Origin of the sequence: Salinimonas marina, assembly GCF_015644725.1 — a bacterium.
Lineage (GTDB): Bacteria > Pseudomonadota > Gammaproteobacteria > Enterobacterales > Alteromonadaceae > Alteromonas.
In genome coordinates, this window is the sequence record NZ_CP064795.1 from 455,965 (window position 1) to 481,831 (window position 25,867).

At 50.0% G+C, this 25,867-nt stretch carries 19 protein-coding genes, 1 tRNA gene and 3 pseudogenes; 7 read left to right on the top strand and 16 right to left on the bottom strand.

Translation table 11 applies throughout. The features are described from left to right. Positions 1–10: 10 nt before the first annotated feature. Complete coding sequence (locus IT774_RS17185) at positions 11–1,543, bottom strand: S8 family peptidase (RefSeq protein WP_232365079.1); 1,533 nt, start codon at positions 1,541–1,543, stop codon at positions 11–13. Between the two features lie 216 nt (positions 1,544–1,759). Between IT774_RS17185 and IT774_RS02025 the strand changes: the two are divergent. Next, positions 1,760–2,809: pseudogene (locus tag IT774_RS02025) on the top strand (aldo/keto reductase). 75 nt (positions 2,810–2,884) lie between these two features. On the opposite strand, the gene IT774_RS02030 reads toward IT774_RS02025, so the two are convergent. Next, positions 2,885–4,048 carry a DcaP family trimeric outer membrane transporter gene (locus IT774_RS02030; protein WP_195811122.1) on the bottom strand — a complete coding sequence of 388 codons (1,164 nt, stop codon included), beginning with the start codon at positions 4,046–4,048 and terminating at the stop codon, positions 2,885–2,887. Between the two features lie 261 nt (positions 4,049–4,309). Between IT774_RS02030 and acs the strand changes: the two are divergent. Both acs and IT774_RS02040 read left to right on the top strand, forming a co-directional pair. Continuing rightward, a pseudogene (gene acs / locus IT774_RS02035) lies at positions 4,310–6,254 on the top strand (acetate--CoA ligase). A 10-nt stretch (positions 6,255–6,264) separates the two neighbouring features. Further along, positions 6,265–6,915 (top strand): response regulator transcription factor, encoded by a 651-nt coding sequence (locus tag IT774_RS02040; RefSeq protein WP_195811123.1) that lies wholly within the window; start codon positions 6,265–6,267, stop codon positions 6,913–6,915. Between the two features lie 6 nt (positions 6,916–6,921). Here the strand turns inward: IT774_RS02040 and IT774_RS02045 are convergent, their stop codons facing one another. From IT774_RS02045 to IT774_RS02060, 4 genes and pseudogenes are all read right to left on the bottom strand, one after another. After that, a complete protein-coding gene (locus IT774_RS02045; protein WP_195811124.1) occupies positions 6,922–7,359 on the bottom strand; it encodes an ATP-dependent zinc protease family protein in 438 nt (145 codons plus the stop codon). Positions 7,360–7,365: 6 nt separating this feature from the next. After that, positions 7,366–8,391, bottom strand: coding sequence for a succinylglutamate desuccinylase/aspartoacylase family protein (locus IT774_RS02050; RefSeq protein ID WP_195811125.1), 1,026 nt, complete (start codon positions 8,389–8,391; stop codon positions 7,366–7,368). Positions 8,392–8,396: 5 nt separating this feature from the next. Beyond that, entirely contained in the window at positions 8,397–9,302 is a 906-nt protein-coding gene (gene rimK / locus IT774_RS02055) for a 30S ribosomal protein S6--L-glutamate ligase (protein WP_195811126.1), read from the bottom strand. A 186-nt stretch (positions 9,303–9,488) separates the two neighbouring features. After that, a pseudogene (locus IT774_RS02060) lies at positions 9,489–12,910 on the bottom strand (hybrid sensor histidine kinase/response regulator). 291 nt (positions 12,911–13,201) lie between these two features. On the opposite strand from IT774_RS02060, the gene IT774_RS02065 reads away from it, so the two are divergent. Together IT774_RS02065 and IT774_RS02070 are read left to right on the top strand one after the other, a co-directional pair. Continuing rightward, positions 13,202–13,288: transfer RNA gene (locus IT774_RS02065), tRNA-Leu, on the top strand. 1,059 nt (positions 13,289–14,347) lie between these two features. Further along, positions 14,348–15,073, top strand: coding sequence for a hypothetical protein (locus tag IT774_RS02070; RefSeq protein ID WP_195811127.1), 726 nt, complete (start codon positions 14,348–14,350; stop codon positions 15,071–15,073). A gap of 36 nt (positions 15,074–15,109) precedes the next feature. On the opposite strand, the gene IT774_RS02075 is transcribed toward IT774_RS02070, so the two are convergent. The 4 genes from IT774_RS02075 to grxB all read right to left on the bottom strand — a co-directional run bounded on the left by IT774_RS02075 (position 15,110) and on the right by grxB (position 17,782). Then, positions 15,110–15,466: an Hpt domain-containing protein gene (locus IT774_RS02075; protein WP_195811128.1), complete on the bottom strand. Its 357-nt coding sequence runs from the start codon at positions 15,464–15,466 to the stop codon at positions 15,110–15,112. A 26-nt stretch (positions 15,467–15,492) separates the two neighbouring features. Next, on the bottom strand, positions 15,493–16,422 hold the full coding sequence (locus IT774_RS02080; protein ID WP_195811129.1) for a GGDEF domain-containing response regulator: 930 nt from the start codon (positions 16,420–16,422) through the stop codon (positions 15,493–15,495). Positions 16,423–16,631: 209 nt separating this feature from the next. After that, positions 16,632–17,054 (bottom strand): MAPEG family protein, encoded by a 423-nt coding sequence (locus IT774_RS02085; protein ID WP_195811130.1) that lies wholly within the window; start codon positions 17,052–17,054, stop codon positions 16,632–16,634. Positions 17,055–17,131: 77 nt separating this feature from the next. Then, the gene (grxB, locus tag IT774_RS02090; protein ID WP_195811131.1) at positions 17,132–17,782 is read right to left on the bottom strand and encodes a glutaredoxin 2; all 651 of its coding nucleotides are present in this window, start codon (positions 17,780–17,782) and stop codon (positions 17,132–17,134) included. Between the two features lie 127 nt (positions 17,783–17,909). Here grxB and IT774_RS02095 point away from each other — a divergent pair, with 127 nt between their 5' ends. Further along, positions 17,910–18,548: a LysE family translocator gene (locus IT774_RS02095; protein WP_232365080.1), complete on the top strand. Its 639-nt coding sequence runs from the start codon at positions 17,910–17,912 to the stop codon at positions 18,546–18,548. A gap of 204 nt (positions 18,549–18,752) precedes the next feature. Here the strand turns inward: IT774_RS02095 and IT774_RS02100 are convergent, their stop codons facing one another. Beyond that, a complete protein-coding gene (locus IT774_RS02100) occupies positions 18,753–19,259 on the bottom strand; it encodes a fasciclin domain-containing protein (protein WP_195811132.1) in 507 nt (168 codons plus the stop codon). A gap of 163 nt (positions 19,260–19,422) precedes the next feature. Here IT774_RS02100 and IT774_RS02105 point away from each other — a divergent pair, with 163 nt between their 5' ends. After that, positions 19,423–20,583 (top strand): tetratricopeptide repeat protein, encoded by a 1,161-nt coding sequence (locus IT774_RS02105; protein WP_232365081.1) that lies wholly within the window; start codon positions 19,423–19,425, stop codon positions 20,581–20,583. Between the two features lie 63 nt (positions 20,584–20,646). On the opposite strand, the gene IT774_RS02110 is transcribed toward IT774_RS02105, so the two are convergent. From IT774_RS02110 to IT774_RS02130, 5 genes are all read right to left on the bottom strand, one after another. Then, positions 20,647–21,486: an isopenicillin N synthase family dioxygenase gene (locus IT774_RS02110; RefSeq protein ID WP_195811134.1), complete on the bottom strand. Its 840-nt coding sequence runs from the start codon at positions 21,484–21,486 to the stop codon at positions 20,647–20,649. A 162-nt stretch (positions 21,487–21,648) separates the two neighbouring features. Continuing rightward, positions 21,649–22,860, bottom strand: coding sequence for a NupC/NupG family nucleoside CNT transporter (locus tag IT774_RS02115; protein ID WP_195811135.1), 1,212 nt, complete (start codon positions 22,858–22,860; stop codon positions 21,649–21,651). A 23-nt stretch (positions 22,861–22,883) separates the two neighbouring features. Next, complete coding sequence (gene udk, locus IT774_RS02120) at positions 22,884–23,507, bottom strand: uridine kinase (RefSeq protein ID WP_195812178.1); 624 nt, start codon at positions 23,505–23,507, stop codon at positions 22,884–22,886. A gap of 147 nt (positions 23,508–23,654) precedes the next feature. Further along, positions 23,655–24,623 carry a hypothetical protein gene (locus IT774_RS02125; RefSeq protein WP_195811136.1) on the bottom strand — a complete coding sequence of 323 codons (969 nt, stop codon included), beginning with the start codon at positions 24,621–24,623 and terminating at the stop codon, positions 23,655–23,657. Next, positions 24,616–25,461, bottom strand: coding sequence for a PhnD/SsuA/transferrin family substrate-binding protein (locus IT774_RS02130; RefSeq protein ID WP_195811137.1), 846 nt, complete (start codon positions 25,459–25,461; stop codon positions 24,616–24,618). Before IT774_RS02130 ends, IT774_RS02125 begins: the two co-directional genes overlap by 8 nt. Positions 25,462–25,867: the final 406 nt, after the last annotated feature.

Genomic DNA, 25,867 nt, shown 5'->3' on the forward strand with positions numbered 1-25,867 from the left:
TCGTCAGTACCTACCTCAAATTGTTCAACTTGCGGCTCACCAACGGGGCATAGAACAGCTCAAATGTTTCGGTGCGCTCACTGGTGGAAACCAGCGCATTGGCGTTGAACATTTTACCCGGCAGGTTATTAACCGTGGTGGCATGACTCATATCGTAATCCAGTGCCGCGGCCACGGCTGAACGTGCATTCACATAGCCTGCACCCACTTCCCAGCGCTCGTAACCTGGCATATTGGTGGCGGTTTCCTGCAACAGTTTTTTGATGGTTAGATTATCCAGGGAGGGATTTGCTTCCAGCATCAGCGCAATAATACCCGACACATGCGGGGTCGCCATGGAGGTCCCTGAAATCATAGTGTAAAAGGGCAGGTTTTCAGTTTCGATGGCATCCACATCGGCATCGCCGCCGTTGGCAGCCAGGTTGGTGGCGGCCCGGGTAGAAATAATGTCCACACCCGGCGCTACGATGCTGACTTCGTTATTGTAGGTCCACTGGCTGCCGTCAGGCATGGTGAAGTCGCCGTTTTCACTTTTCAATCCGCGAGAAGAAAACCCCGCCAGATTGCCAAACTTATCACCGGCACCCACTGAAATTCCCCAAGGTATTTGGGCATACGGGTTGTGTGAGTCTTCACCCGGACCCGAGTTACCGGCGGCAAACACACTTAAAATACCCAGCTGATGCGCTTTATAGGTTGCCAGCGAAACCGGTCCTTTGGGCTCATACTTGCCACTGGAGCCCCAGGAGTTACTGATCACCTTGATGGGGTTGTCGTAGTTGTACAGGTTGTTGATGGCAAAATCGAAGCCACCAATGGTGTCAAGCAGAAACAGCCCGCCGCCTGAGCCGTAGCCAATCAAATCAGCGTCAGGGGCCGCACCCACATATTTACCTCCGGACATAGCGCCATTACCGGCGATGGTGCCGGCAACATGGGTACCGTGACCCGAATTGGTATCGGTATTCACCTGACCGGTAAGTACCATACCGTCAGTCATGCCGGTAATCCCAATGGCAGAAGCGTGGGTGAGCGCCTGTACATTCTCTACGACCGTATCGCCAAAGAAATGATCCTGGTGCGAAGCATCTACGCCAGAATCATTGACCATAATCGTGACCCCTTTACCCGTGTAGCTCACCCCATTTCGTTGCTCAAAGTCGCTGGTCTGTAAGTCGGCTACCCCGGTGATCTGGCGGGCATCTGCATTGAAAAATTCTAGTTTGCGGTTAGCAAATACCGAACGCACACCCTCAAAAGCAGCAATAGCTTCAATTTGCTGGCGGGTAGCCAGTACCCCGATAATGGGCAGTGATTTGAATTGAACCCCTTCGGTAATACCTAAATTCAATAGTTGCTGAATCTGTGATTCGGCCAGTGGCGCCATTTGGTCAAAGGTGACCACCGCCATAATTTGCTGGTTTTCGGTCAATGAAGTCAGCTTGGTGTTCAGCTGCTCACCGATGTAGGCATCAGCCAGTGCGCCGCTGGCGGGGATACTTAACATTGCTGCAGTAAGAGTGGATAAGGCAAATTTTTTCATGTAGAACTCCATGGAGATTCGCATCAGATAGTAGGTACTGATTGCAATGATGAATAATTGACCCGTCCAATATGCGCTTTTTAAACAAGGGTCGGCTATAGGGGGATCTCCCTATCTTTAACCCGGTGTTTACATCTTTTGCTCAGCGTCACTTGTACTCATCACACCGGAGCCACAGACGGGGTCTGTTACCACATTTTATAAAAGGAAAACTACATGAAATATTTACCGTTAGGCACAAGCAAGTTAAAGGTGTCTGATGTGTGTCTGGGTACCATGACCTGGGGATCCAGAATTCTCAGCACGACGCAGATGAACAGATGGCCATGGCACTGGCGGCAGGTGTCAATTTTCTGGATACTGCCGAGATGTATCCGGTGCCGCCAAATAAGGAGACCTATGCAGATACCGAGCGACTGTTAGGAAACTGGCTAGGAAACCATGCCGGCCGGCGTCAGGATCTTATCGTCATGACCAAAATTGTGGGCAACGGTGTGAGCTGGATTCGGGAGGGACAGAATATTTCCGGCCACGCGATAGGTCAGGCTATTGAGGACTCGCTGAAACGTCTGCAAACCGATTATATTGATGTCTATCAGCTGCACTGGCCGAATCGAACCACCCCACATTTTGGTAAACACTGGCCAGGAATGACCCACCCGCAGGACATCAATCGGGAGCAGGAACTGGCCGGGATGCGGGATATACTGCTGGGCCTGGATACGGCTATGCAGGCAGGAAAAATTCGGCACTGGGCTTATCCGATGACACGCCCTGGGGATCCATACCTTTTTACGCCTGTGTGATGAGATGGGGGTAGCCCGCCCGGTGTCCATCCAAAATGAATTCAGTCTGCTGCACATCAAAGATTGGCCGTACCTGATAGAAATGTGCGCGTTAGAAAATATTGCTTATTTACCCTGGTCGCCGCTGGCCACGGGCATGCTGACCGGCAAGTATCTGAATGAGGCGCGCCCCCACGGCTCCCGGTGGACCTACACTCAGCGACAGGGGTTATTTCGAAATCAGCCGATGGCGCAGCAGGCCACGCAGGCATATGTTGATCTTGCGCGGGAGTTGTCCATGACGCCGGCCCAGCTTGCCCTGGCCTGGTGCCGGCAGGTACCGGGCGTAACGTCGACGATTATCGGTGCTACCAGCCTCACGCAGCTGCAGGAGAATCTGCAGGCCTTTGAAGCACCCCTGACCGAGGAGGCGCTGATAGCAGTGGATAAGGTACTGCGTCAGTATCCGGTGGGGTTTTAATCCTTAGGTATCGTAACAGTGGTTTGTTAATAAAAAAGACGGCCAGGGCCGTCTTTTTTGAATTAAGCGTTTTGCTTAAAAGGCATACTTTGCTGAGAACTGCACCCGGTTCATATCCCCTTCCAAGCCGCTTTCAACTTCGCGCTTGGCAAACGCATATTCGGCACCAAAGGTAAGCGCGGAGACCGGCGAGTACAAATAGTTAATCCGGGTACTATAGGTGCTTTTGGTGGCTTGAGGGCCGGTTAATGCCACCGGGTTGTCAACTTCCAGCGCGGCAAATATAACCGAACTTCGGGCTTTATCGCTCCACAGGTGTCGATAGGCAATCGAGTAACCATAAGAATCAATTGCTTCTAATTGATTATTTTTCTGCGGATTAACGGCTACGCCCGTGGCGGCATTTACTGCCATATATCGGCCCATTCCAGAGCCGGCATTAAACGACATCCGCAGATCATCGCCGTTAACAAAGTTTAATTTGCCAGAGACCGCCATACCATAGCCAATCTCATCTTCATCCACATCCATGCCATTGTCATAAGATAGCTGGCGCAGCATGCCCGCCACCTTTATATGGCCCCAGTCCTTGCGTACTTTGTATGCGCCAATCAGGTCCGGCACGACATTATCATCGGCGGTTTCGCGCGAACCGATATTGTCAGTAGCTATGGTGGCTTCAGGGTTTTCCAATGCTACCTGAAAGCCGCCTTTGGAATAGCGAACCATTGTTTGACGGTTGAAGATCACCCCATCGGCTGCCCCAACAAAATCCAGTGACTCAGGTAGAATTGAGACATCCATAAAGGTGGACCAGGTCTGACCAATCAGCCAGTCCTGATACTCAAGAAAGGCATGGCGGATTCTGGGGGTATAAGAGTTACTCACCCGCTCATCACCGCCTCCGGTTACGATGAAGTCGAGTTCCAGTACGCCCTTAATGCTGTCGCCCTGGCTGGTAGGGGAGTTGGTAGTGATTCGAAACCGGGACTGGCGAATATGAGCATCAAGCTGAGTACCTTCATCATTGCCGTCAACCGGCGTTAAAGATGGGATATAAAAGTCGCGTCCCACGCTGCCAGAGGGCAGCGAGCCATCCGAATAATCAGTCACTATGGCGTCGGCTTTGATATAGCCAGAAAATTTAAATTGCGTGTCTGCAATGTTTTGCGCCGAAGCACTGAAGCCGGCAGAAAAAAGCGCACAGAGGACGGCGGTTTTTTTCACTGTGTGTTTCATTGGTCGTTCCCGTCTTTATTGTGGAAGTAAAGGCTGTGTAACTATAATGTGAATGCGTGTAGAGTGAATCACATAAAGAAAATATTAAATAGGGTTCTTACCCGATAAGACTAAAGTCTTACCCTTAGATCGAACGGCGCACATCATACATGGCGTTAGCAGATTGTTAAGACCAAAGTCGCATTTTGCTTTAATCGTTAAGCGTTACATTGAAGTATCTGTATCAACCACTTATCTAATTCGTACTTCGGAGGGGCACCAATGACGGCCAGCAAGACGTATCCAATACCTGAACAGGTTAAACAAACGACCCACATTACTTCAGAAAAATACCAGCAAATGTATCAGGCATCGGTAACTGACCCCTCTGCATTCTGGGCAGCACAGACCGACTTTCTTGACTGGTATAAAACACCGCAAAAAAGTCAGAATACAAAATTTACCAAAGACGAAGTGTCGATTAAGTGGTTCGAAGATGGTGTTCTAAATGCCAGCTACAACTGTATAGACCGTCACCTGGCGGACAATGGCAAAAAGACGGCGCTATACTGGGAAGGGGACAACCCCGAAGACAGCGAAGAAATCTCCTATCAGCAGTTACATTACGAAGTCTGTAAGCTGGCCAATGGGCTGAAAAAACTGGGTGTCGAAAAAGGCGACCGGGTAGCGATCTATATGCCTATGGTGCCCCAGGCGGCCTACGCCATGCTGGCCTGTGCTCGCATCGGCGCAGTCCACTCGGTCATCTTTGGTGGTTTTTCTCCCAATGCGATTGCCGATCGGATCAATGACAGCAGCGCCAAAGTCGTCATAACCTGCGATGAAGGGCGCCGTGGCGGCCGCAGTGTGCCCTGAAACAAAATGTAGACAAAGCATTGAGCGATAATGCCTGTCCTTCTATCACCAATGTGGTGGTGCATCAGCTGACCCATGGTGATATCGACTGGAATGATTCGCTGGACATCGCCTGGGATACCCTGGTGGATGATTGTTCAGGCCAGTGCGAACCGGAGCCGATGAACGCCGAAGATCCGTTATTCATTCTTTACACCTCGGGCTCTACCGGCACCCCTAAAGGCGTGGTACACACCACCGGCGGCTATTTGCTGTACACCGCTTTGACCTTTAAGTATGTCTTTGATTATCAGCCTGAGGATGTGTACTGGTGTTCAGCCGATGTGGGCTGGGTTACCGGCCACAGTTATATGGTTTACGGACCACTGGCCAATGGCGCTTCCCAGGTATTCTTTGAAGGTGTGCCTACCTATCCCGATGTGCGTCGTATTGCTCAGGTTATTGAAAAGTATAAGGTGAATAGTTTTTACACCGCCCCACTGCCATTCGCGCGTTGATGGCCCACGGTGATAAACCCGCCGAAGGCTGCGATCTGTCTTCACTCAAAGTTCTGGGCACCGTCGGCGAGCCGATAAACCCCGAAGCCTGGGAGTGGTATTACCGGGTCATTGGTCAGAGTCGCTGTCCAATCATGGACACCTGGTGGCAAACCGAAACCGGCGGACACATGATCACGCCATTGCCTGGTGCTACCGAGTTAAAGCCAGGCTCGGCGACGCGTCCGTTCTTCGGTATTCAGCCGGCGCTGTTTGATCCTGAAGGCAACGATATGCAGGGCGAAGCCGAAGGCAATCTGGTCATCAAAGACAGCTGGCCAGGCCAGGCAAGAACCGTTTATGGCGACCACGAGCGCTTTATTAATACCTATTTCAGTGCCTATGAAGGCGTGTATTTCACGGGCGATGGCGCACGCCGGGACGAGGACGGTTTTTTCTGGATCACCGGCCGGGTGGACGATGTACTAAACGTTTCGGGCCACCGCTTAGGCACGGCCGAGATTGAAAGCGCGATGGTGGCTCATAGTAAGGTGGCTGAGGCGGCGGTAGTGGGCTTTCCACACGATATTAAAGGGCAGGGTATATATGTTTATGTCACGCCTAACGACGGGGTTGAACCTGATGAAGCGCTTACCCAGGAGTTGCGTGACTGGGTGCGTAGTGAGTTAAGCCCGATTGCGACCCCGGATATGATTCAGTGGTCGGAAGGCTTGCCTAAAACCCGTTCGGGTAAAATCATGCGTCGTATCCTGCGTAAGATTGCGGCGAATGAGCATGATCAATTAGGAGATACATCAACATTGGCGGACCCGTCAGTTGTTGATACACTGATTGAGCAAAGGCTAAATAAATAACGGAGTATCCATGGTAACGCTGCTCATCGCTGATGATCATCCCTTATATCGCGATGCGTTACGTGGGGCATTATCGATGTCATTGCCTGACCTCACTCTGCTTGAGGCCGGCGATTTGCTAGGTACCGTTGAGGTCCTGCAACATCATGATGTCGATTTGTTATTGCTGGATTTGCATATGCCTGGCAGTCACGATTTATTCGGGCTGCTGCATGTGCGCAGCCGTTTTCCTGAGCTGCCGGTGGCGATAGTGTCGGGCACCGAAGATCCGGCTCTTATTTCTAAAATTGTCAGTGCCGGTGCATCAGGCTTTATTCCAAAGACGGCCAGCGCTGAAGATATTGGGGCTGCGGTACAGGCCATTCTTGATGGGGATATCTGGCTGCCAGACACCATCAGTCAGGAAGTTGAGCAAATTGATGAGGCCTTTGCTGCCTTAGCTGACAAAGTATCCAGCCTTACCCCTTCCCAATATAAAGTGCTGTGCTATATGCGTGATGGGCTGCTGAATAAGCAGATTGGTTATAACCTGGATATTGCCGAGGCCACGGTAAAAGCGCACGTGACCGCGATATTTAAAAAGCTTGGCATTAATAATCGGACCCAGGCGGTGTTGATTGCCTCTCAGTTGGAGCTGGAACCCCCGGTCACCAAATCCTGACGGCGCTTATCGGGCCAGCAGGTACTCCATTTCTGGGTCCACAATCAGTCGGCCTGCCATGGCTTCACGGCCTAACAACATTAAATAGGTCATTTCAGACCGGTCAGTAAGGGTCAGCTGAATATCCCAGCGCTCGCCTCCCAGCACAATGGGCGTGGTTATAACATACCGGCGTTCCAGCGTGGCGGTAGAGCTCTTTACCCGTTTTTTCGTCAATACCGGGGCCTTGCGTCGTATTACCCGGCTGACATTGTGGATGTCCGGGTGAATATCGAAACTGACCCACAGATCGCCGTCCTGGTCGAATTCTTCCAGGTTATCCACATGCAGTGAGGAAGTAGCCGCGCCTGTATCTACGCGAATATGCAGCGCTTCGATAGCCAGTGCCGGCAGGTCGCATTGCTCCAAAGCGCCCACCAGTTGTTTAGAATGTGTCTGTGTCATGCTGGTTTACTCCCCAGTGGGTGTTTCACCCAAAACCAAGTTATCTTGCAGTAGTTCCACATGTTCGGCCACCGACTCGGCCTTTTTAAAGTAAGCAATGTGGTAAACCGCTTCGCCTTCCTGCGCCAGCGGGATATTCTGTTTGCCGATAATGACCCCTTCAGCCGGACTGATAATTTCAGTCTGAATATCACCAAATGGGTCGGCAATGACTGCCAGTTTATCGCCTTTTCCCACAAAGTCGCCTAACTGTGCCCGGTGGGTAATAAAGCCACTTTCAGGCGCTCGAATCCAGCCGCTTTCACGGGCAATAAAGCGCTTGATATCATGGCCGGTATGCTTACGCTTGTTGAGCATGCCCAAATGGCGCATGGTGCTGATAATACCCCGCAACCCCGCCCGGATGGAAAACTCATCATAACGTAGTGCCTGTCCAGCTTCATACAGCATCATTTTTATACCGGCTTCACTGGCCGCCTGCCGCAACGAACCATCCCGAATGTTGGCATTGAGTAACACCGGCACGCCAAATGCCTTGGCCATCTCCAGAACTTCCGGGTCATCCAGGTTTGCCCGAATTTGCGGTAAATTACTGCGATGAATGGCGCCGGTATGTAAATCTATGCCCACATCACATTTAGACACTACCTCGGTGAAAAACAACTGCGCCAGGCGGCCGGCCAGTGAGCCTTTTTTACTGCCCGGGAAACTCCGGTTCAAATCGCGCCGGTCGGGCAAGTAACGTGACTGATTCAATACGCCATACACATTGACCATTGGCACCGCAACCAGCGTACCCCGTAGCCGCTCAATTGACTTTGAGCGAATCAGACGCGCCACAATCTCGATGCCATTTAACTCATCACCATGAATTGCTGCCGAGACAAACAGGGTCGGACCCGGGCGCTTGCCGCGCTTAACATACACCGGAATACCCATTTGGGTGGCGGTGTATAAGGGCGGCATTTTCAGCTCAATACGTGCGGTTTCACCCAGTGCGATAGATTTACCGCCAATCACAAATTCGTTCATTCAGCTTAACCTTTGCCGCGAGTTTTGGTTTTATGAGCTGCCGCATTTTTTTCAATAAACTCAATGACGATGCCTGCTACATCTTTGCTGGTGGCCGACTCGATGCCTTCCAGCCCGGGGGACGAGTTTACTTCCATCACCACCGGACCATTAACAGCACGCAGAATATCCACGCCGCAGCAATTCAGGCCCATGGTACGGGCGGCATCAATGGCGCATTTACGCTCGGCCGGCGACAGCCGGGTTAAACTGGCCGACCCGCCGCGATGCAGGTTTGAACGAAACTCACCCGGGGCCGCCTGGCGTTTCATGGCCGCCACTACCTTGTCGCCTACCACAAAGCAACGGATGTCTGAGCCACCCGCCTCTTTGATGTATTCCTGCACCAAAATACTGGCATTCAGACCCATAAATGCCTCAATAATAGACTCTGCCGCCTTTTGGGTTTCGGCCAGTACCACGCCAATGCCCTGAGTCCCTTCAAGCAGTTTGATCACCACTGGCGCACCGCCGACATTTTTAATCAGATCATCGATTTTGTCCGGGTGATGGGCAAAGCCGGTGCGCGGCATACCGATGCCTTTACGGGATAATAGCTGCAATGAGCGCAGTTTATCCCGGGAGCGGCTGATGGCCACTGATTCATTGATGCTGTACGTGCCCATCATTTCAAACTGACGTACCACCGAGGTGCCGTAAAAGCTGACCGAAGCGCCAATACGAGGAATTACCGCATCATAACGCGGCAGGCGTTTACCCTTGTAACGTACCGATGGATTTGAGCTGGTGATGTCCATGTAACAATGCATGGTATCGATAACATCGACTTCATGACCGCGGGCAATACCGGCTTCCTGAAGACGTCGGGTAGAGTAGAGGCGCGGATTACGGGATAAAATAGCGATGCGCATGAGTTAGCGTCCTATTAAGAAAAAAAGCGCAGCCACGGCCGTGGGGTGCTGCTGCGTTGAGCAATATCTACGCTATCATAAACAAGGACAGGGCGGTACGCTTACACAAATTATGATGGCAACGAGCAAAAAATCTATTTGCGTTAATAAAGTGAATCAGCATTCGCTAACCCGGTAGGGCAGGGGTTACTGCTTGTGCCGGGTCATACTTTGCAACAACGCCCGTAACTTGGCAGGTTTTAAGGGCTTGCTAAGATACTTGACCCCTTGCGCAGTGGCCTGTTCTAACAATTGTTCATCGCGTTCAGCCGTGATAAGGGTGGCAGGTACCACTACATCAAGTTGCTGACGAATAGCCTCAATTAATTGCAAGCCGTTATAGGACTCATCCAGCTGATAGTCCATCAGTACCACCTGGGGCCGCACCTCACAGGCAAGGGCCAAAGCGTCCTCCCAGGTTAAAGCAGTATTGACCTCGGCGCCCCATTTTTTCAGTACGGTGCTCAGCGCATCCAGGTTTTCCTGTTGGTCATCCACACACAACACCCGCAGCCCGGCAAATGAGGCAACGCGTGCAGCCTGTGGCCGGGGCGCAGCAGTAGCAGGCGCCGCGGCTGGTAGCATCAAGGTAAAGCAGCTACCCTTATCCGGTGTTGAATGAACCGAGCACGTGCCGTTCATGGCGGTGGTAAAGCGACGCACAATCGCCAGTCCTAATCCCACCCCGGGCTCAGCGCTGTCATGCGTACGGTAAAAATCTCCAAACACCAGTTGTTGCTGGGTTTTCTCAATGCCAACGCCGGTATCAAATACCCGAATTTGCACTTGCTGACCATAAGGCCGGATGGTCAACAGCACCTTGCCCTGCTCGGTGTACTTGGTGGCATTCGACAACAAATTCTGTACTACCCGGTATAGGTAGGTTTTGTCAGCCATTACCCAGCACTCACGCAGGCATACTTTGAGGGTCAGGTTCTTATCCGCTGCACGCATCTGCATTTGTTCAATCAGCGCCGATAGCTGGGTGGGTAGCGCCAGCGGCTTCAACGTGGGTTGCATTTCACCCTGGTCAAGACGGGCAATATCCAGCAACGTACCGATCAGATTTTCGCTGGCCACCACACTGTCGCCCAGGCGCGTTACAATCTGGCGGGTGGCATCATTTAGTGATGAGTCCTGCAGCGCACTGATATATAGCTTGGCGGCGTTTAAGGGTTGCAACACATCATGGCTGGCCAGCGCCAGAAATCGACTCTTGCTGGCATTGGCATCTTCCGCCACCTTGCGTGCCCGAATCAGCTCTTTTTCGGCTTCACGGCGGCGTTCAATTTCCAGCCGCAATTCAGCATTGATAGAGTAGACTTCTTCGGTACGCTTTTTTACCCGGGCTTCCAGATCCAGATTGGACTCTTCCAGGGCCTGCTGTATTTCCACATGTCCGGTAATATCATTAAAGCTGGTGACAAAGCCGCCGCCCGGTAATGGGTTGCCCACCATTTCAATGACACGGCCATCACGTCGCTTTCGGGTAAAGCGATGCGCGGTGCCGGCATGCAGATGTTGCAGACGCTTTTCCACATGTTCTGAAACATCCCCCGGCCCAAACTCCCCCTGCTCGGCGTTGTACCGAATAAGTTTTTCGATAGGCATTCCCACATTCAAAAAATGTTCGGGATAGTGATACAAATTGACGTATTGCTTGTTCCAGGCCACCAGATTCAGGTGTTTGTCGATCACGCTGATCCCCTGATCAATATTTTCCAGCGACGTAAGCAGGGCGGTCATATTGAACTGCATGGCCTGAGTAGTATCATCAAAAAAGTTTACCACCTCGGTCAGGTCCAGTTTTTTACCGTGGATCACGCTGTCGATGAGGACCTTGGCACTGGCAGCGCCGATAACGCCGCCCAGCGCCCGTTCACAAAAGCCAATAAAGGCTTCGTCAGGTAGCTCACCAGGCTTCAGGTTTTGCTGGTTAGTTTGCTCATAATCGGCCAGCAGCTGCGTACAGCGACCCGGCCCCATAAAGGTCGATAGCAGGGTGATTAAGTCGTCGATGGTCATGGTACTGTTTTGGGGAGTGCGGGCAGGCAGCGACGCATCTGCCGGCACAACAAACGCCTCTGCCTGTAATCGGTCTATCAGTCTTGGCCGCGTAGCTCTGCTGACCAGCATATAGACCAGTGCATTGACCAGTAAACTCACCAACGCGCCCTGACTATGAAATTCGCCGGGGGCCAGGGTAGGGACACCGGCATTTATCACCGGCAAGCCCAGTAGCAGCATCCAGCAACTCAGCCCGGCGAGAAGCCCGCCGTAGACTCCGTACGCATGGCCCTGTTTCCAGTAGAGTGCGCCCACAATGGCGGGCAATAGCTGAATAACCAGTGAAAACGCAATCAGTCCGATGGAATGCAGCGAACGGCTGGTGGTCATTTGCTGGTGGTATACAAACGCCAGCAGCAAAATCAGCCCTATCACCAGGCGGCGGATGAGCCGGATTTTGTGACTGTAATCCCGGGTGTCTATGGCTAACTGCCGGTGCGCCAGTAAACGTGGCAAAATCACATCATTGGTCAGCATTGTACTTAAGGTTAATGTCGCCACGATGATCATGGCGGTGGCGGCTGACAAGCCCCCAGAAAAACAATCATCTGCAGCCACAGCGACTCGTAGTAAATTGCCATCGACAGCACATAAGTGTCGGGCTCCACGCCCGTGCCGGCAAACAACTGATTTCCGGCAATCGCAATAACCGGGATCACCAGGGCAGTTATGCTCAGATAAAGCGGAAATAACCAGCGCGCCGTTTTCAGATGACTCAGGCTTAAATTATCGATGATGGCCACATGAAACTGCCGGGGCAGACAGATAACTGCAGCCGCCGCCATGACGGTTTGGGCGATAAAATCAAACGAGGCAAACTGCGCCAGTGCGGCGCTGGAAAAAAATGTGTCGGCCATGGCGGTACTGGCCTGTGTGGTCCAGACGGTATAGCCCAGCAAGGCCACCAGTACCAGTGCCAGCAACTTAATTGATGACTCAAATGCAATAGCCAGCATCAGCCCGCGCCGGTATTCGGTAACATCGGTTTGGCGGGTACCAAAATAAATGGCAAACAACGCGATAAACAGGGTCGCGACCACAATGATCAACCGCGTATCGGACTGTTGGGTAAGTAACTGAAAAATGGCCCCGATTGCTTTAAGTTGCAGCGCGATGTAGGGGATAGTCGCCAGCAAGGCAATTAAGGTGACCAGCAGCGCCACCGGCTGGCGTTTACCATAACGGGAGGCGATAAAATCGGCAATGGTGGTGATATGCTGCTTTTTACTGACTAAGGTGAGTTTGTAGATAAACCGGTAACCAAACACATACAAAATAACCGGGCCTAAGAATATCGGCAGGTAGGTCCAGGCGAAACGACTGGCCTGGCCCACCGAGCCAAAGAATGCCCAGGCGGTGCAATAGATGGCGAGGGCCAGCGAATATACCGCCGGATGAGACGTCAGCCAGCGGGCAGTTACCGAGTTTTTGTCACCCCAGCGGGCAATATAAAATAAGCTCACCAGATAGAGCAATGCGAGTGCAATCCAGCCCAACGTCATTGTCGGTTACATCCTGTTGTTAAAAATACCGGGGTTCGGGCCCCATACTACAGGCCTGCATAATGGCATGTTGATAACAGAAGATCACGATGAGGTGACTGCCAGAGCGCGGATCCACAAATAAAACGGGGTGAAAGTGTACATAGTGTGGATAATTTGTACGAAAATAAAAAAAGATGAAATTAATCACAAAAAACCACAGTTTAGTGATTGACAAAAGGGCAGGGCTTGCGTAAATTGCGCACCCACAACGACGCAGACACAGCAATACTCCGTGTTTGTATCTTGTAAGCCCAGGTGGTGAAATTGGTAGACACGCTAGCTTCAGGTGCTAGTGCTCGCAAGGGCGTGGCGGTTCAAGTCCGCCCCTGGGCACCATTTCTTTATTCTTCGAATAAATTCTTATTCACATTGTTTCTATAAAGTTTTAAGCAGTCGGCGGACTATTCCAGCCAAAAATCACAGATTTTTGTCGTTACGCTGCGCGCAAAGCGGTGCTTTGCATACTGCGCTTGCTGCACCCGCCCCTGGGCACTATTTCTTAGTTCTTCGAATAAATTCTTATTCACATTGTTTCTATAAAGTTTTAAGCACTCGGCGGACTATTCCAGCCAAAAATCACAGATTTTTGTCGTTACGCTGCGCGCAAAGCGGTGCTTTGCATACTGCGCTTGCTGCACCCGCCCCTGGGGACCATTTCTTAGTTCTTCGAATAAATTCTTATTCACATTGTTTCTATAAAGTTTTAAGCAGTCGGCGGACTATTCCAGCCAAAAATCACAGATTTTTGTCGTTACGCTGCGCGCAAAGCGGTGCTTTGCATACTGCGCTTGCTGCACCCGCCCCTGGGCACCATTTCTTAGTTCTTCGAATAAATTCTTATTCACATTGTTTCTATAAAGTTTTAAGCAGTCGGCGGACTATTCCAGCCAAAAATCACAGATTTTTGTCGTTACGCTGCGCGCAAAGCGGTGCTTTGCATACTGCGCTTGCTGCACCCGCCCCTGGGCACCATTTCTTTATTCTTCGAATAAATTCTTATTCACATTGTTTCTATAAAGTTTTAAGCAGTCGGCGGACTATTCCAGCCAAAAATCACAGATTTTTGTCGTTACGCTGCGCGCAAAGCGGTGCTTTGCATACTGCGCTTGCTGCACCCGCCCCTGGGCACCATTTCTTAGTTCTTCGAATAAATTCTTATTCACATTGTTTCTATAAAGTTTTAAGCAGTCGGCGGACTATTCCAGCCAAAAATCACAGATTTTTGTCGTTGTGCCTATCCACATGAAAGAAACACTGGTACTGAATCTGGTTCCCCGCATTGCTGAAGTATTGCCGGTAATACCGCCGCCAGCTTTGCTATACGCTTGTTTAATCTTAAACGCTGTTCATTAAGTGCCCACACGATATAGTTAAAGTGACTGAAGTGAGGGTGGTATGAACGTCAATACAAAATTAAATATGCAGGATCTCACCAGAGCCTATAAAAATCTGGCCAGTTTTTTGTTTCGGCATCCCGTAATAGGAACAATATTGTTGATTCTGAGCGGATTAGTCAGCGAATTGTCGATGGCCCAGTTTCCTTTAAAAATGGCTGCGCTGGTGGCACTGCTGGGCTTTAGCGTTGCCCTGGTCACCACACAATATCGAACCGGCTCGTTGGGACCATTACTGGCTGAACTCAAGTTCCAACAACCGCTATGGCTTGGGGTTATTACCGGCGTCCTTGCGCTAAGCTGGGGCGGCATCTGGGTAGCACAGCATTTAGTGCGTATAAGTGGTGCGGCCCATAATCAGCACAGTGATACTGCCATAATACTTGATGGCACGGTATTAGGCGGTATGGTGGTGGGGGCGGCTCTTATTTGCATGACCCAAATCATGCCCCTGGTGCTAAGTTATTTTTGTCTGAGCCTGGGCCTGAATAAAAAGCAGGGCGAAGCGATATGGCTGAAGTTGCTGACCCAGCTTAAACTATTGGTTGCCTTTATGCCGGTGGCAAGTCTGGCGGTGGTGGCGGCATTTATTGGGCTGGATGTTAGTGCCCTCTTTGTGGTGCTAAGTGCCTTATATGCGACCTTTGTCCTGTTTATTGTGTTCGAAATTGATCCGGCGCCACCGCGAGAGGTAGTCCGGTTTACGCTTACACCTCAGACTACCTGAACATAAATTCCAGCCTCAGAGAATGAGCCACAGCGATTACCCGGACACAGTGGGGTGCTGAATCTTCACCACCTCAACAAACTTATCAAACAGCCGGTAACTTGCTGACACACGGGCCGGTAACTGTTCCGGCCTGGTGGTCAGCTCATATTCGCACACCTTGAAATGATGATACAGCCGCTGGGCGCCCACCTGACCCGCGTTGCCTTTAAGCGTGTGTAACAGCATGGATATTTGCTGGTGATCGTGTTGTTCTATGGCTTTATCAAGCTGGCTGAGCATAGTCGGCACCTGCTGCACAAACAGTGTCAGCACCCTGGTCAGCAGTTGAGGATTATGCATTAAACGACGTGCAGCATCCGCCGCATCAAAATGAGAACTGGAGTGGGGCATGTATTGCTATAACCTTGTTACTACGATTAACCGTGGCTGCACACAAACCGGTTACGGCCTTGTGCTTTGGCTTGATAAAGGTGTCGATCGGCCTGGGAAATGACCTGTTCGATAGGGAGTTGTTGCTCCGGTGAGAAGATACTGTGACCAATACTTACGGTGACATAGCCGGTGTCGGTATGCTTATGCTCGATATTCAGCGCCCGGATGGTTTCCAGTAGCCGCTGACAGACCACTTTCGCCCCGGCACCACTGGTGTTGGGCAACAACACCATAAATTCTTCGCCGCCAATTCTGATCAGGTGGTCCATAGGTCGCATCAGGGTGTTCTGAACCGCGCTCGACAGTTGCCATAAGCACTCATCTCCGGCTGGATGGCCATACTCATCGTTGTATTGCTTAAAAAAGTCAATGTCAAAAATCGCCACCGATAGGGGCTGCTGATCCCGAATACAGTCTTTGACGATAGCGGGAAGACGCTCTTCCAAATAATGGCGGTTGAAAGCCCCTGTCAGCCGATCGGTATAAATTAATGTTTCCAGTAAGTCAGATTTAAGCTTATGGGACAAATGAAACTTTACCCGGTTACGAAAGGTAGTGGCATTGATAGGCTTAATAACAAAATCAACCCCACCGGCTGCCCAGCATTGTTCCTGCTCTTCATCATCGTCGCTGGCAGTCACAAAAATCACCGGGATTTGCTTTGTTTCTGGTTTCAGATGTAACTTTTGGCTAAGTTCGTGGCCGCTGAATCCTGGCATATTCACATCGGTGATCACCAAATCAGGACGATTTGTAGCGCAAAACTCCATGGCGGCCGACGCACTGGAAACCGTATGACACTGGGCGATGTCCGCAAGCAAAGTTTCCATAATCAATAAACTGGAAATCTGGTCGTCAACAATGAGCACCTGGCAATCATCTAGTGTACGGGGGCGATTTTCTTCAAAAGTCACTAAGGCTCCTGTGAATTGATATCGGCGTATCAGGACGCATAACAGCTAATTTAAGACAATATAACGGTAGCAAGTTTTTGATAATTATACTTTCAGGTACTTTATGACTCTATGGCAATTGAATATCTGGCGTAGCCCTATGGCCTGCTCATGCAGACTATTGGCGCATGTCTAACCCTAGTATACGGTAAAATAAAAAATGCGTGAGTTTATCCAATAAATAAACGTATACCCACGAATACATAGAGCGCCGCGTTGATCAGCCAGCCACCTAAGAAGAAATAGCTACGGGGACTGGGGTTTTTCTCGGTGGCAATAGCATAGTACAGGATCATATGGCCCAGTCGGGCAAGGGCAAAGGCCCATACCATGGCGCCAAGAACCGCCGGGTCTGCCCCGATGATGATGCCAATGATAACCGGAATCACAAATACGGCCAGGTTTTCTAATGAATTGTGAAAAGTTCGGTGGGTTCTGAATACCAGAGACTCATGGCCCAGGTTATTGCTGACCTGACCCGGTGGCGTTTTACCTTTTTTGCTGTGTACCGCCGCGGCAATAAAATTTTGCAAAAACACCATCAGCAAAATAAACCACAAGCCGGTCAGGCTCCACCAATAAGTATGACTCATAATTACTCCTGATTAATATCATGTTTGTTATTACGGCGGCTGACCGGTGCCGGTTGGACTACCACCTCATCTGCAATCTATACCGCCTGGTCATAGTAGCATTTAATGTTGGTCAGCTTGCTGACCTGATTAATATAACTGCGTAGTTGGTCAGGGATCTTCAAATCTTTGACTAAGGTTAAGTTTCGTAAGATTGGAAATAACATCACATCATCCCAGCTTAACTGATTGTCACGCTCTTCAGGTAAAATAACTTCTGGTAAGGCTGCCAGGGTTTGCTCAACCTGACTTTGATAGGCTTCGGTATTTTCAAAAGCCTCGTCGAACGACATACCCAGCATGTCCTCTTTCTTGTGTTGAAAGTAATCCCGGGCCGACTGCGTCTCAAATTCAGGCTGAGTCACCCTGATATGACGCGGGTACAATAGCCCTCTGGTCGCCTGCGAGATATCATCGAGCATCTGCAGATGGGCCTGATAGCCACTACCTTCATGCAGATCCGTCTTGCTCATAGAGACAAGGTGCTGCACGATATCCATACTTTCTGCCATCGCGCTGCCATCTTCGAGTTGTAGAATGGGTACAATTTTTTTGCCCACCAAACGCTCGCCGGTGTCGGTATCATCGTTGTCTAAAAATACCTTTTTGTGGTCGATATTCAGATAATTGGCCACCATATCGGCGCGTACACAATAGGGACAATGAAGATACTGATACAGTGTTACCATAGGATTCTCCGTAGCGTTATGCTAATAAAATACAGAATCTTATACATACGGTCGCCAGTCTCAAGTTACAACCCCGTAGCCGGATTCATCTGGACGACTTATTAATCACCGGTAGATTAAGGAGTCTATGGCCGACCTTTCACTGTTAGCAACATTTTGCCTTGCCACATTAACCCTGACCTTTTCTCCGGGGCCTTCGAATCTGTACATTATTGCCTGTACTTTGCATCAGGGCCCAAGAGCCGGGGTGGCAGCCGCCATGGGGCTGGCGCTGGGCAGCATTATCTATGTCGTGTTATCGGTATCGGGGATAGCCGCGCTGGTGGTGTTTTCACCGGTGATGTTTACTGTGCTAAAGATCCTTGGCGCGGGCTATCTGATATGGCTGGGGACACAGGCGCTGCGCACCGCCAAAGACGACGCCAAAGGCCACGAACCCGCTAAACCGACCTCCACAGGCCTTAGACAAAGCATAATAGTGGAACTGACCAACCCTAAATCCGCGTTATTCTTTATCGCGTTTCTGCCGCAATTTGTAACCCCGGCAGGGGGAGAAGTTGTTACTCAACTACTGATTTTAGGGGCAATTTACACCTTACTGGCGCTGGGTTCGGATTTATTTATGGTGATCCTTAGTGGCCAGTTGCGACGCTGGCTGAGCCATCATAGTTCATTTCATTACTGGCAGAATCAGGTCGCCGGGGGAGTATTGATAGCGTTGGGTGGCTTCATCCTGATGGCGGATGTTCTGAGTCTGGGTAGCTAGCCACGATGTTATTGTTCGTAAAGTATTGGCGCCTGACATTGCGTTCGCAGTCGTAGCTGCAGGCAGCTAAACGAAGGGCGAGGGCCAGTGGTGATAAGAAATGACAGCTAAAGCTACAAAGCGCCCGCTACAAATTTCACGGTTCACAGGGTGGGGCGGTAGATACCGCTGGCCGCCCCCATGTTAATTCACGGCGTCAACTATTTACGATTTTGGCATAAGCACTTTTTCAATCACATGCACTATGCCATTGTTGGCACGGATATTTTCCTCAACAATCATAGTCTTTTCCACCGTCATTCTACTGCCTTTAACCATTAACTGAAGGTTGGTGCCTTCCAGAGATTCTGCATATTTGTTGGCGGCGGCCTGTTCCGCGTCAATTTTACCTTCGGCCACATGGTAGGTCAGAACTTTAACCAGTTTTTCTTTGTTTTCAGGCTTTAGCAATTCATCAAGTTTACCTTCAGGCAGCTTTTCAAACGCAGTGTTGTTGGGAGCAAATACCGTAATATCACCAGAATCTTTCAGGATGTCAGTGATGCCGGCAGCTTCAATCGCTTTGACCAGTGTAGAAAACTGCTCATCATTTTGCAGTACCTGCACGATATCATGAGACTTTTTTTCACCATGATGATTTGCCACCACCGACATGCTTAACAGGGCACAGCTAAGCGCCAATAAATACTTCATGCTATTGATTAGTTTCATTAATTTCTCCGAACATTAAAGGGGCTAGTAATTACGACTCTATTAATACGTAGCACTGTAGATCTGGATTGACCGTCAAAAGAGTAATCCCAAAACCAGCAAAAATGTGTATACTATTTAAACGATGTGAAAAGTTAGCGTTACTTCGCCGTTGGAGGTGAATATGCAAACTATCGCGATAGCAGTTGTTGCGGTTGTACTCATCGGCACAACAGGATGCGCCACTTCAAACCACCCAGAACCTGAGCAAGTTCAGGTACTGCGAGACGATTTATTCCCCAGTCACCACTTATTCAGCGTTGAAACACCAGATGAAATATTTGCGCTTAATGCAGACGCTAAAGACTTTGTGCGCCGTACCCAGGTCTCGCAGCATGATACCCATCAGAACATGCGGGCGCTGCTGAATCAGATTTTTGACTACTCGGAATTGGGATTACTGTATCAGGGCAGTGCTAATTCTATCGCGAGTGAGACCTTTGATAATCGGGCGGCCAATTGCTTGTCGCTGTCGGTGATGACATATGCGATGGCGCGGGCGGCCGGACTTATGCCGCAGTTTTATCAGGTCAATATTCCCGAGTACTGGACCCGCAGAGATGGTTATAATTTGCTTAATGGGCATATCAACCTGCGGGTACAGCCCATGCCCAACAGCCAGCAGCTAAGCCTGTTAACCCCTTATATTGATGTCGACTTTGACCCACAGGCGGTACGCAGCCGTTTTGATCGGGTACCCATCAGTAAAGACAGGGTGGTGGCGATGTTTTACAACAACAAAGGGGCTGATGCTTTAATAGCCAACAGCTATTCACGGGCGTATGCGTATTTTAGGGCGGCCGCCAAAGCCGATGCAACCCTTGGGCAGGTGTGGGTCAACCTGGGCGTGTTATACCGAAAACAGGATGCTTATGGGGCGGCGGAAAACAGCTATCAGCGCGCGCTATCGCTTAACGACGAAAACTTAACGGCGTGGGAAAATCTGGCGCTTTTATACAGGCTGACCGACCGTAAAGAGCAGGCTCACACTATTCAGGCCCGGATCACCGCCAAACGGGAAGCCAATCCGTTTTATCATTTTATTTTAGGGGAAGAGGCGCTGGATAATGAGTCGCCAGAAGCCGCATTAGTACACTATCGTGCCGCCATGCGCCTTGATCGAACTCAGCATGAAGTCATGTTTGGGATGGGCCGCGCTTATTACGAACTGGGGGATATTACCAAAGCCGAGCATTTTTTAAGTCGGGCCGCAAATCTGGCCAGCTCGGATCAGGATAAGCAGCGCTATCAGCGTAAAATTTCGGCCCTGCAATCCAGCAACTAGCACGGCAGCGGGCTAAAAAAAGCCGTCAGGAGAGTGACGGCTTTTCTAATTACAAAATCAGACTCAGATAACCCCAAGCTCTCTAAGACGTTCCTGCAAATATGAGCCCGCAGTGTGGCGCTCAGATAACTTCACGTCCGGACGCGGATGCAAGAACAGCGGCAATGAGATACGAGACTTGGTCATATCGGCATTGTCAGGGTTGACCACCCGGTGAGTCGTGGATGGAAAATGATGGCCGGAGGCTTCCTGCAACATATCTCCGATATTGACAATCAGGTTACCAAAATCACAGGGAACATCTAACCAGCTGCCGTCCCGGGCTTTTACCTGTAAACCCGGCTCATTGGCCGCCGGCAAAATGGTGATTAGGTTGATGTCTTCATGCGCCGCAGCACGAATCGCCTCAGGCTCTTCATCACCGCTTAGTGGCGGGTAATGCAACACCCGCAGCAAGGTCTGGTCGCTGTCTTCAATCATTTGCGATAACGGCTGGCTGTATTCGCTGGCCACATTCTCGGGCGAGCACGCCTCAATCCATGACAACAGTTCCTGCGCCAGGTTATTGGCTTCTTTATAGTACTGCTCCAGCTGCGGACGCAGTGCCGGTGGGCATTGGCCCCACGGATAAAAATGATAATACTCTTTAATGTCCTTTTTAGTATTACCTTTGGCCGTTTCCGAAACGCTCTGGGGGAAGAACCCGTCCTGAGTTCCTTTGTTATAAACATACTGGTGCTTTTCTTCGCTGTCAAAGAAGCTTTGCCAGGTGTTGTAAATGTCGGTCACCATGGATTGCTGGATAGGGTGGTTTTTTAAAACCCCAAAGCCAGTTTCACGCAATGATTCAACAAAATCTTCTTTGGCAGTCGGAGACTGATAATCAACAGCAACTAATTGCATAACTGTGTCCTGTAAAACGCGAAGGGCACAATAATGTGTGCCTCTTCTTAAAAACAACGACGGCCGTGTCATAGAACGTATCCGTCCAATAGCGGTAATGTATAAAAACCTGACCGAATAGTCTACTTAATGTGTATTTAATGCATCCGGCGGGTTTAACTTTTAACCCAGCGCAAAAAAGAACCCGGCCAGGGCGGCGCTCATCAAATTTGACAGCGTCGCAGCGATGACCGCTTTTAATCCTAAGGTGGCAATTTCCTTGCGTCGCGAGGGCGCCATCGCACCGATACCACCCATAAGAATAGCAATCGACGAAAAGTTAGCAAAGCCACACAGAGAAAAGGTCACTATGGCCTGAGTCACCGGCGACAGCTGGGATTGATGGGACACAAAGTCCAGGTAGGCGACAAACTCATTGACGACAATTTTCTGGCCAATAAAGCTGCCCACCAACTGTGCTTCATCCCAGGGCACCCCAAGCACCCAGGCTAATGGCTGTAACAAGAAGCCCAGAATCGTTTGAAACGACAGTTCTTCATAGCCGAAGAAGCCGCCACCCCAGGCAATGATGCCATTTAGCATGGCAATCAAGGCTACAAACGCCAGTAGCATAGCCCCGACATTCAGGGCCAGTTGCAGCCCCGACGCAGCGCCGCTGGCAGCCGCATCAAAGACATTGGCGTAGTTGGTATCTTCAGACTGGATGTCGGTCAGCTCATTTTTGGCTGTTTCGGTTTCCGGTTGAATAATTTTGGCCATCAGCAGACCGCCGGGCGCCGCCATAAAACTGGCCGCCAGCAGGTATTTAAGTTCAACCCCCATACTGGCGTAACCGGCCATGACTGAACCGGCAATAGAGGCAAGTCCACCTACCATTACCGCAAATAGCTCGGACTTGGTCATATGAGGTATAAACGGGCGCACTACCAGGGGCGCTTCAGTCTGGCCCACAAAAATATTCGCCGCTGCCGACATCGACTCCGGCCGGCTGGTTTTCAATAACTTTTGCAGCAGGCCACCGATTAGCCGAATCACCCAGCTCATGATGCCCAGGTGATACAACACCGCAATCAGCGATGAGAAAAACACGATGACCGGTAATACATTGAAAGCAAAAATAAAACCCATGCTTTGATCGCCCATGGGACCAAATATAAAGTTTATGCCTTGCTGGCTATAGCCAATAATATTGCCGACAAACTTGGTGGCGGCATGAAGAAATTGAATCCCTGGTTCGAAGTACAAAATGAAAGCACCGATCAGCGCCTGCACCGCAAAGGCACCACCCACCGTGCGCCAGCTAATACTGCGCCTGGAAGATGACAACACAAATGCAATGCCAAGCAGCATTACAATGCCCAGTAAACTCACCATAGGGTAATTCCTTTCTTATTATTTTATTGTATTGCCTGTTGAATATGGGATTTGATGACATCCAGGGCAATTTGATTTTTACCACCCTGAGTCACCACCACATCGGCGGTGAACCGGCTGGGTTCGATAAACTCATGATACATGGGTTTAACGGTAGATTCATACTGGCTGGCAACCGACTCAATGGTACGGCCACGTTCTTTCACGTCGCGCATCATGCGACGCATCAGACAAATGTCTAACGGCGTGTCGATAAAGATTTTCACATCATACATTGGCAGCAGCTCGGGACGAGCCAGCAGCATAATCCCTTCCAGAATAATCACCGGCGCCGGATTCAGGCGTTCGGTTTCTGGCAGGCGGGTGTGAGTTTTAAAGCAGTAATGCGGGTAATCGATGGGTTCGCCATGCCGCAGCGCCTGCAAATGCGCTTTAAGCAATTCATGCTCAAAGGCATTGGGGTGATCGTAGTTATTTTGCTCACGTGCTTCCATAGGCAAGTGATCCTGAGCGCGATAATAATGATCTTCGCGCAGGATTTGCACCGGTTGCCCCTGAATGGCAAACGCGTTAAGCAAATTTTCGGTAAATAGTGACTTGCCAGAGCCTGACGCTCCGGAAATAGCAATGATTAATGGAGACTGCATATTGATTTGGGGCTGATTTTCCTGGTGCAAAGATACGCAATCATACCTGATGAATCAATGTTAAGTTACTATTTATCTTTGTATGGATCAGTCTTTGCTTAGTCATTGATTAGTCATTGCGAAGCGCTGCCGACGCAACGGTAAGCCCTAGTTTCCAATGATTTCAACATCTTGTTCATCTAAATTGGTCAGCGCGAAGGAATGTTGCTTTGAACGCGAGCCTTCACCCTGGGCCCGGGGAGGGTAGTACTTTTCTTTTGCTTCACTAAACTGGCTGAAGACTTCTTCTAACGCTGAGCGGATTTCACTCAGGGTTTTATCCAGATTGGCATTAAAATCGGGCCGTTTGCGCTTAGTGTGTCCTAACTCAATCAACCGGCTAAACACATTATTGGCGGCATGAATAAGTTCCGGTGGTACGTCTTTGTGATGCAGCAACGGCGTGTCTGGGTGTTCAATACAATATTTGACCAGTGCCACATAAAAACAAAACGGTTTGTTTTGCATCAGCGGATGGGTGTCATCCACGCCGTTACCAATAGTCTTCTTATGCAGGTCGATAACCAGCCGCGGCTGTGGAGTGTCTTCCTGACTACTGATCACCGCGGCCAGGCGCCGGGCTTTTTGAGTCTGGCGCAAACGCACCAGCATCGGTGCTAAAATCAGCGCCCCGATGAAACTTGCCGGGTGCAGTTGTACTTCCTGCCACCAGCTTATCTTTGATACCGCGATATGCAGTTGCTGCTCAGCATTTTGCATACTAAAGACAGTTTCTACACTGTGATGGGAAGGCAAAGGCTGGTTACCGCTGACGCCCTGCAAACTGGCCAGACGTACCGGAAATTTCATGGCCGCTAAGGCGGTATTGAGCTTATCGATGTAGCGGGCCACCGCGGACTGGTTAACGGGGGTATTCAACGTTTGGTTACCAATATCAAGATAAGCGCTATCCAGGCTGACCCGCTGTTTCACTGCATCTACAGCCTGATGATAGGTAAACTTGTGGCCTGCAAGCTGTCCTGCCGAGATAATCAGCTGGAACAGCACAAACAAGCCGATAGCCACGCTAGTGCCTTTAAGCCACTGTCTGGGTGAGTATCGTGTTATCTCAAACATTGTGGTCACATTTATCCACCAGCTTTACATGCTGGTAATAAGATTTGTTGCTCTGGGCGGTCGCAGACTGAATCACCTGCTGTAAGGCGCAGCGTAAATCCGTATTCCGGGTTTGCATGCGTAAATACCAGCGCATACCACTGACATCGTTGACCAGGGCGGTGATGTAGTTTTTGGAGAGCTGCTGCTCATCCGCCTCGCTCCAGTAAGACGCAATGACATCCACCTCACCCGCTCTCAATGCGCGGCGAAGCTCTTCGTGGGAGCTATAATAGCGCAAGGTGACATTGTCCTCGCTTAGTCCCAGCGATTGTAACACCGTCTTGGGCACAATATGCCCCGAGCGGCTGCTGGGGTAGTCCAGAATCCCCAGACGCTTGCCTATCAGATATTCCTTAGACAGTTCGGGCTTTTCACGCAAAGCGATAAAGTAAGCACTGTAGTTATTATGGGTAGCCAGCGTTTCGTAGCCGTAAATCTCATGGGCCCCGAAAGCTTCGACCACATTGCTCTTCACCAGCGCCAGGTCACTGACCCCGTGGTTAATATAACGGAAGGTGTCATAGTCGTTCTGGCCTACCATCAATTGCACATTCCCAAACTGACGTTTCACAATAGGGTTATTGCACAACTTATTTAGCAGGGTAGAGGCCATACTGGTCTCGGTCAGATACACATTCAGCACGTCTTTGTTTGACGACAGGGTGTCGTTACAATAGACATACTGCCCGACCTGCGGGGGCACCTGTGCAAAATTTGTTATTTTTTGATAAAAACCTAAGACAAAGCAGATTACTGCAGCCAACAGGACTATCAGGGTTTTTCCGAATTTATACATGCACTCTGACAATAAAACGAGATCAAGGTTATAACCTTATTTGTTGGAGTGATTTCACCAGTTAAGCTTATTTAATGCAATAGATAACTTTACCTGAAACGAGTAAGCGTCTGATTTAAAAGGTTATTATATGTTTTATTCTGAATTTGATTAAACGGTGTTTATCCAATCAAATTGAGTAAAGAATAAGCCGCGATAAAAACAGGACCTGGCAATGGCGGCGGTATTACATTGAGCCGGTTTCAACTTCTGATGCGCAATCATGATAATAATATGTAGCAGAAGTAGGTATGACAGAGCTTTTCATACACTGTCATCTTTTTGAAACATACATGTTTAACAATCCGGCCCGCGAAAAGTTCAACTTATATTGCCAATACAACAACAGCTTTCGAATGACAATTAC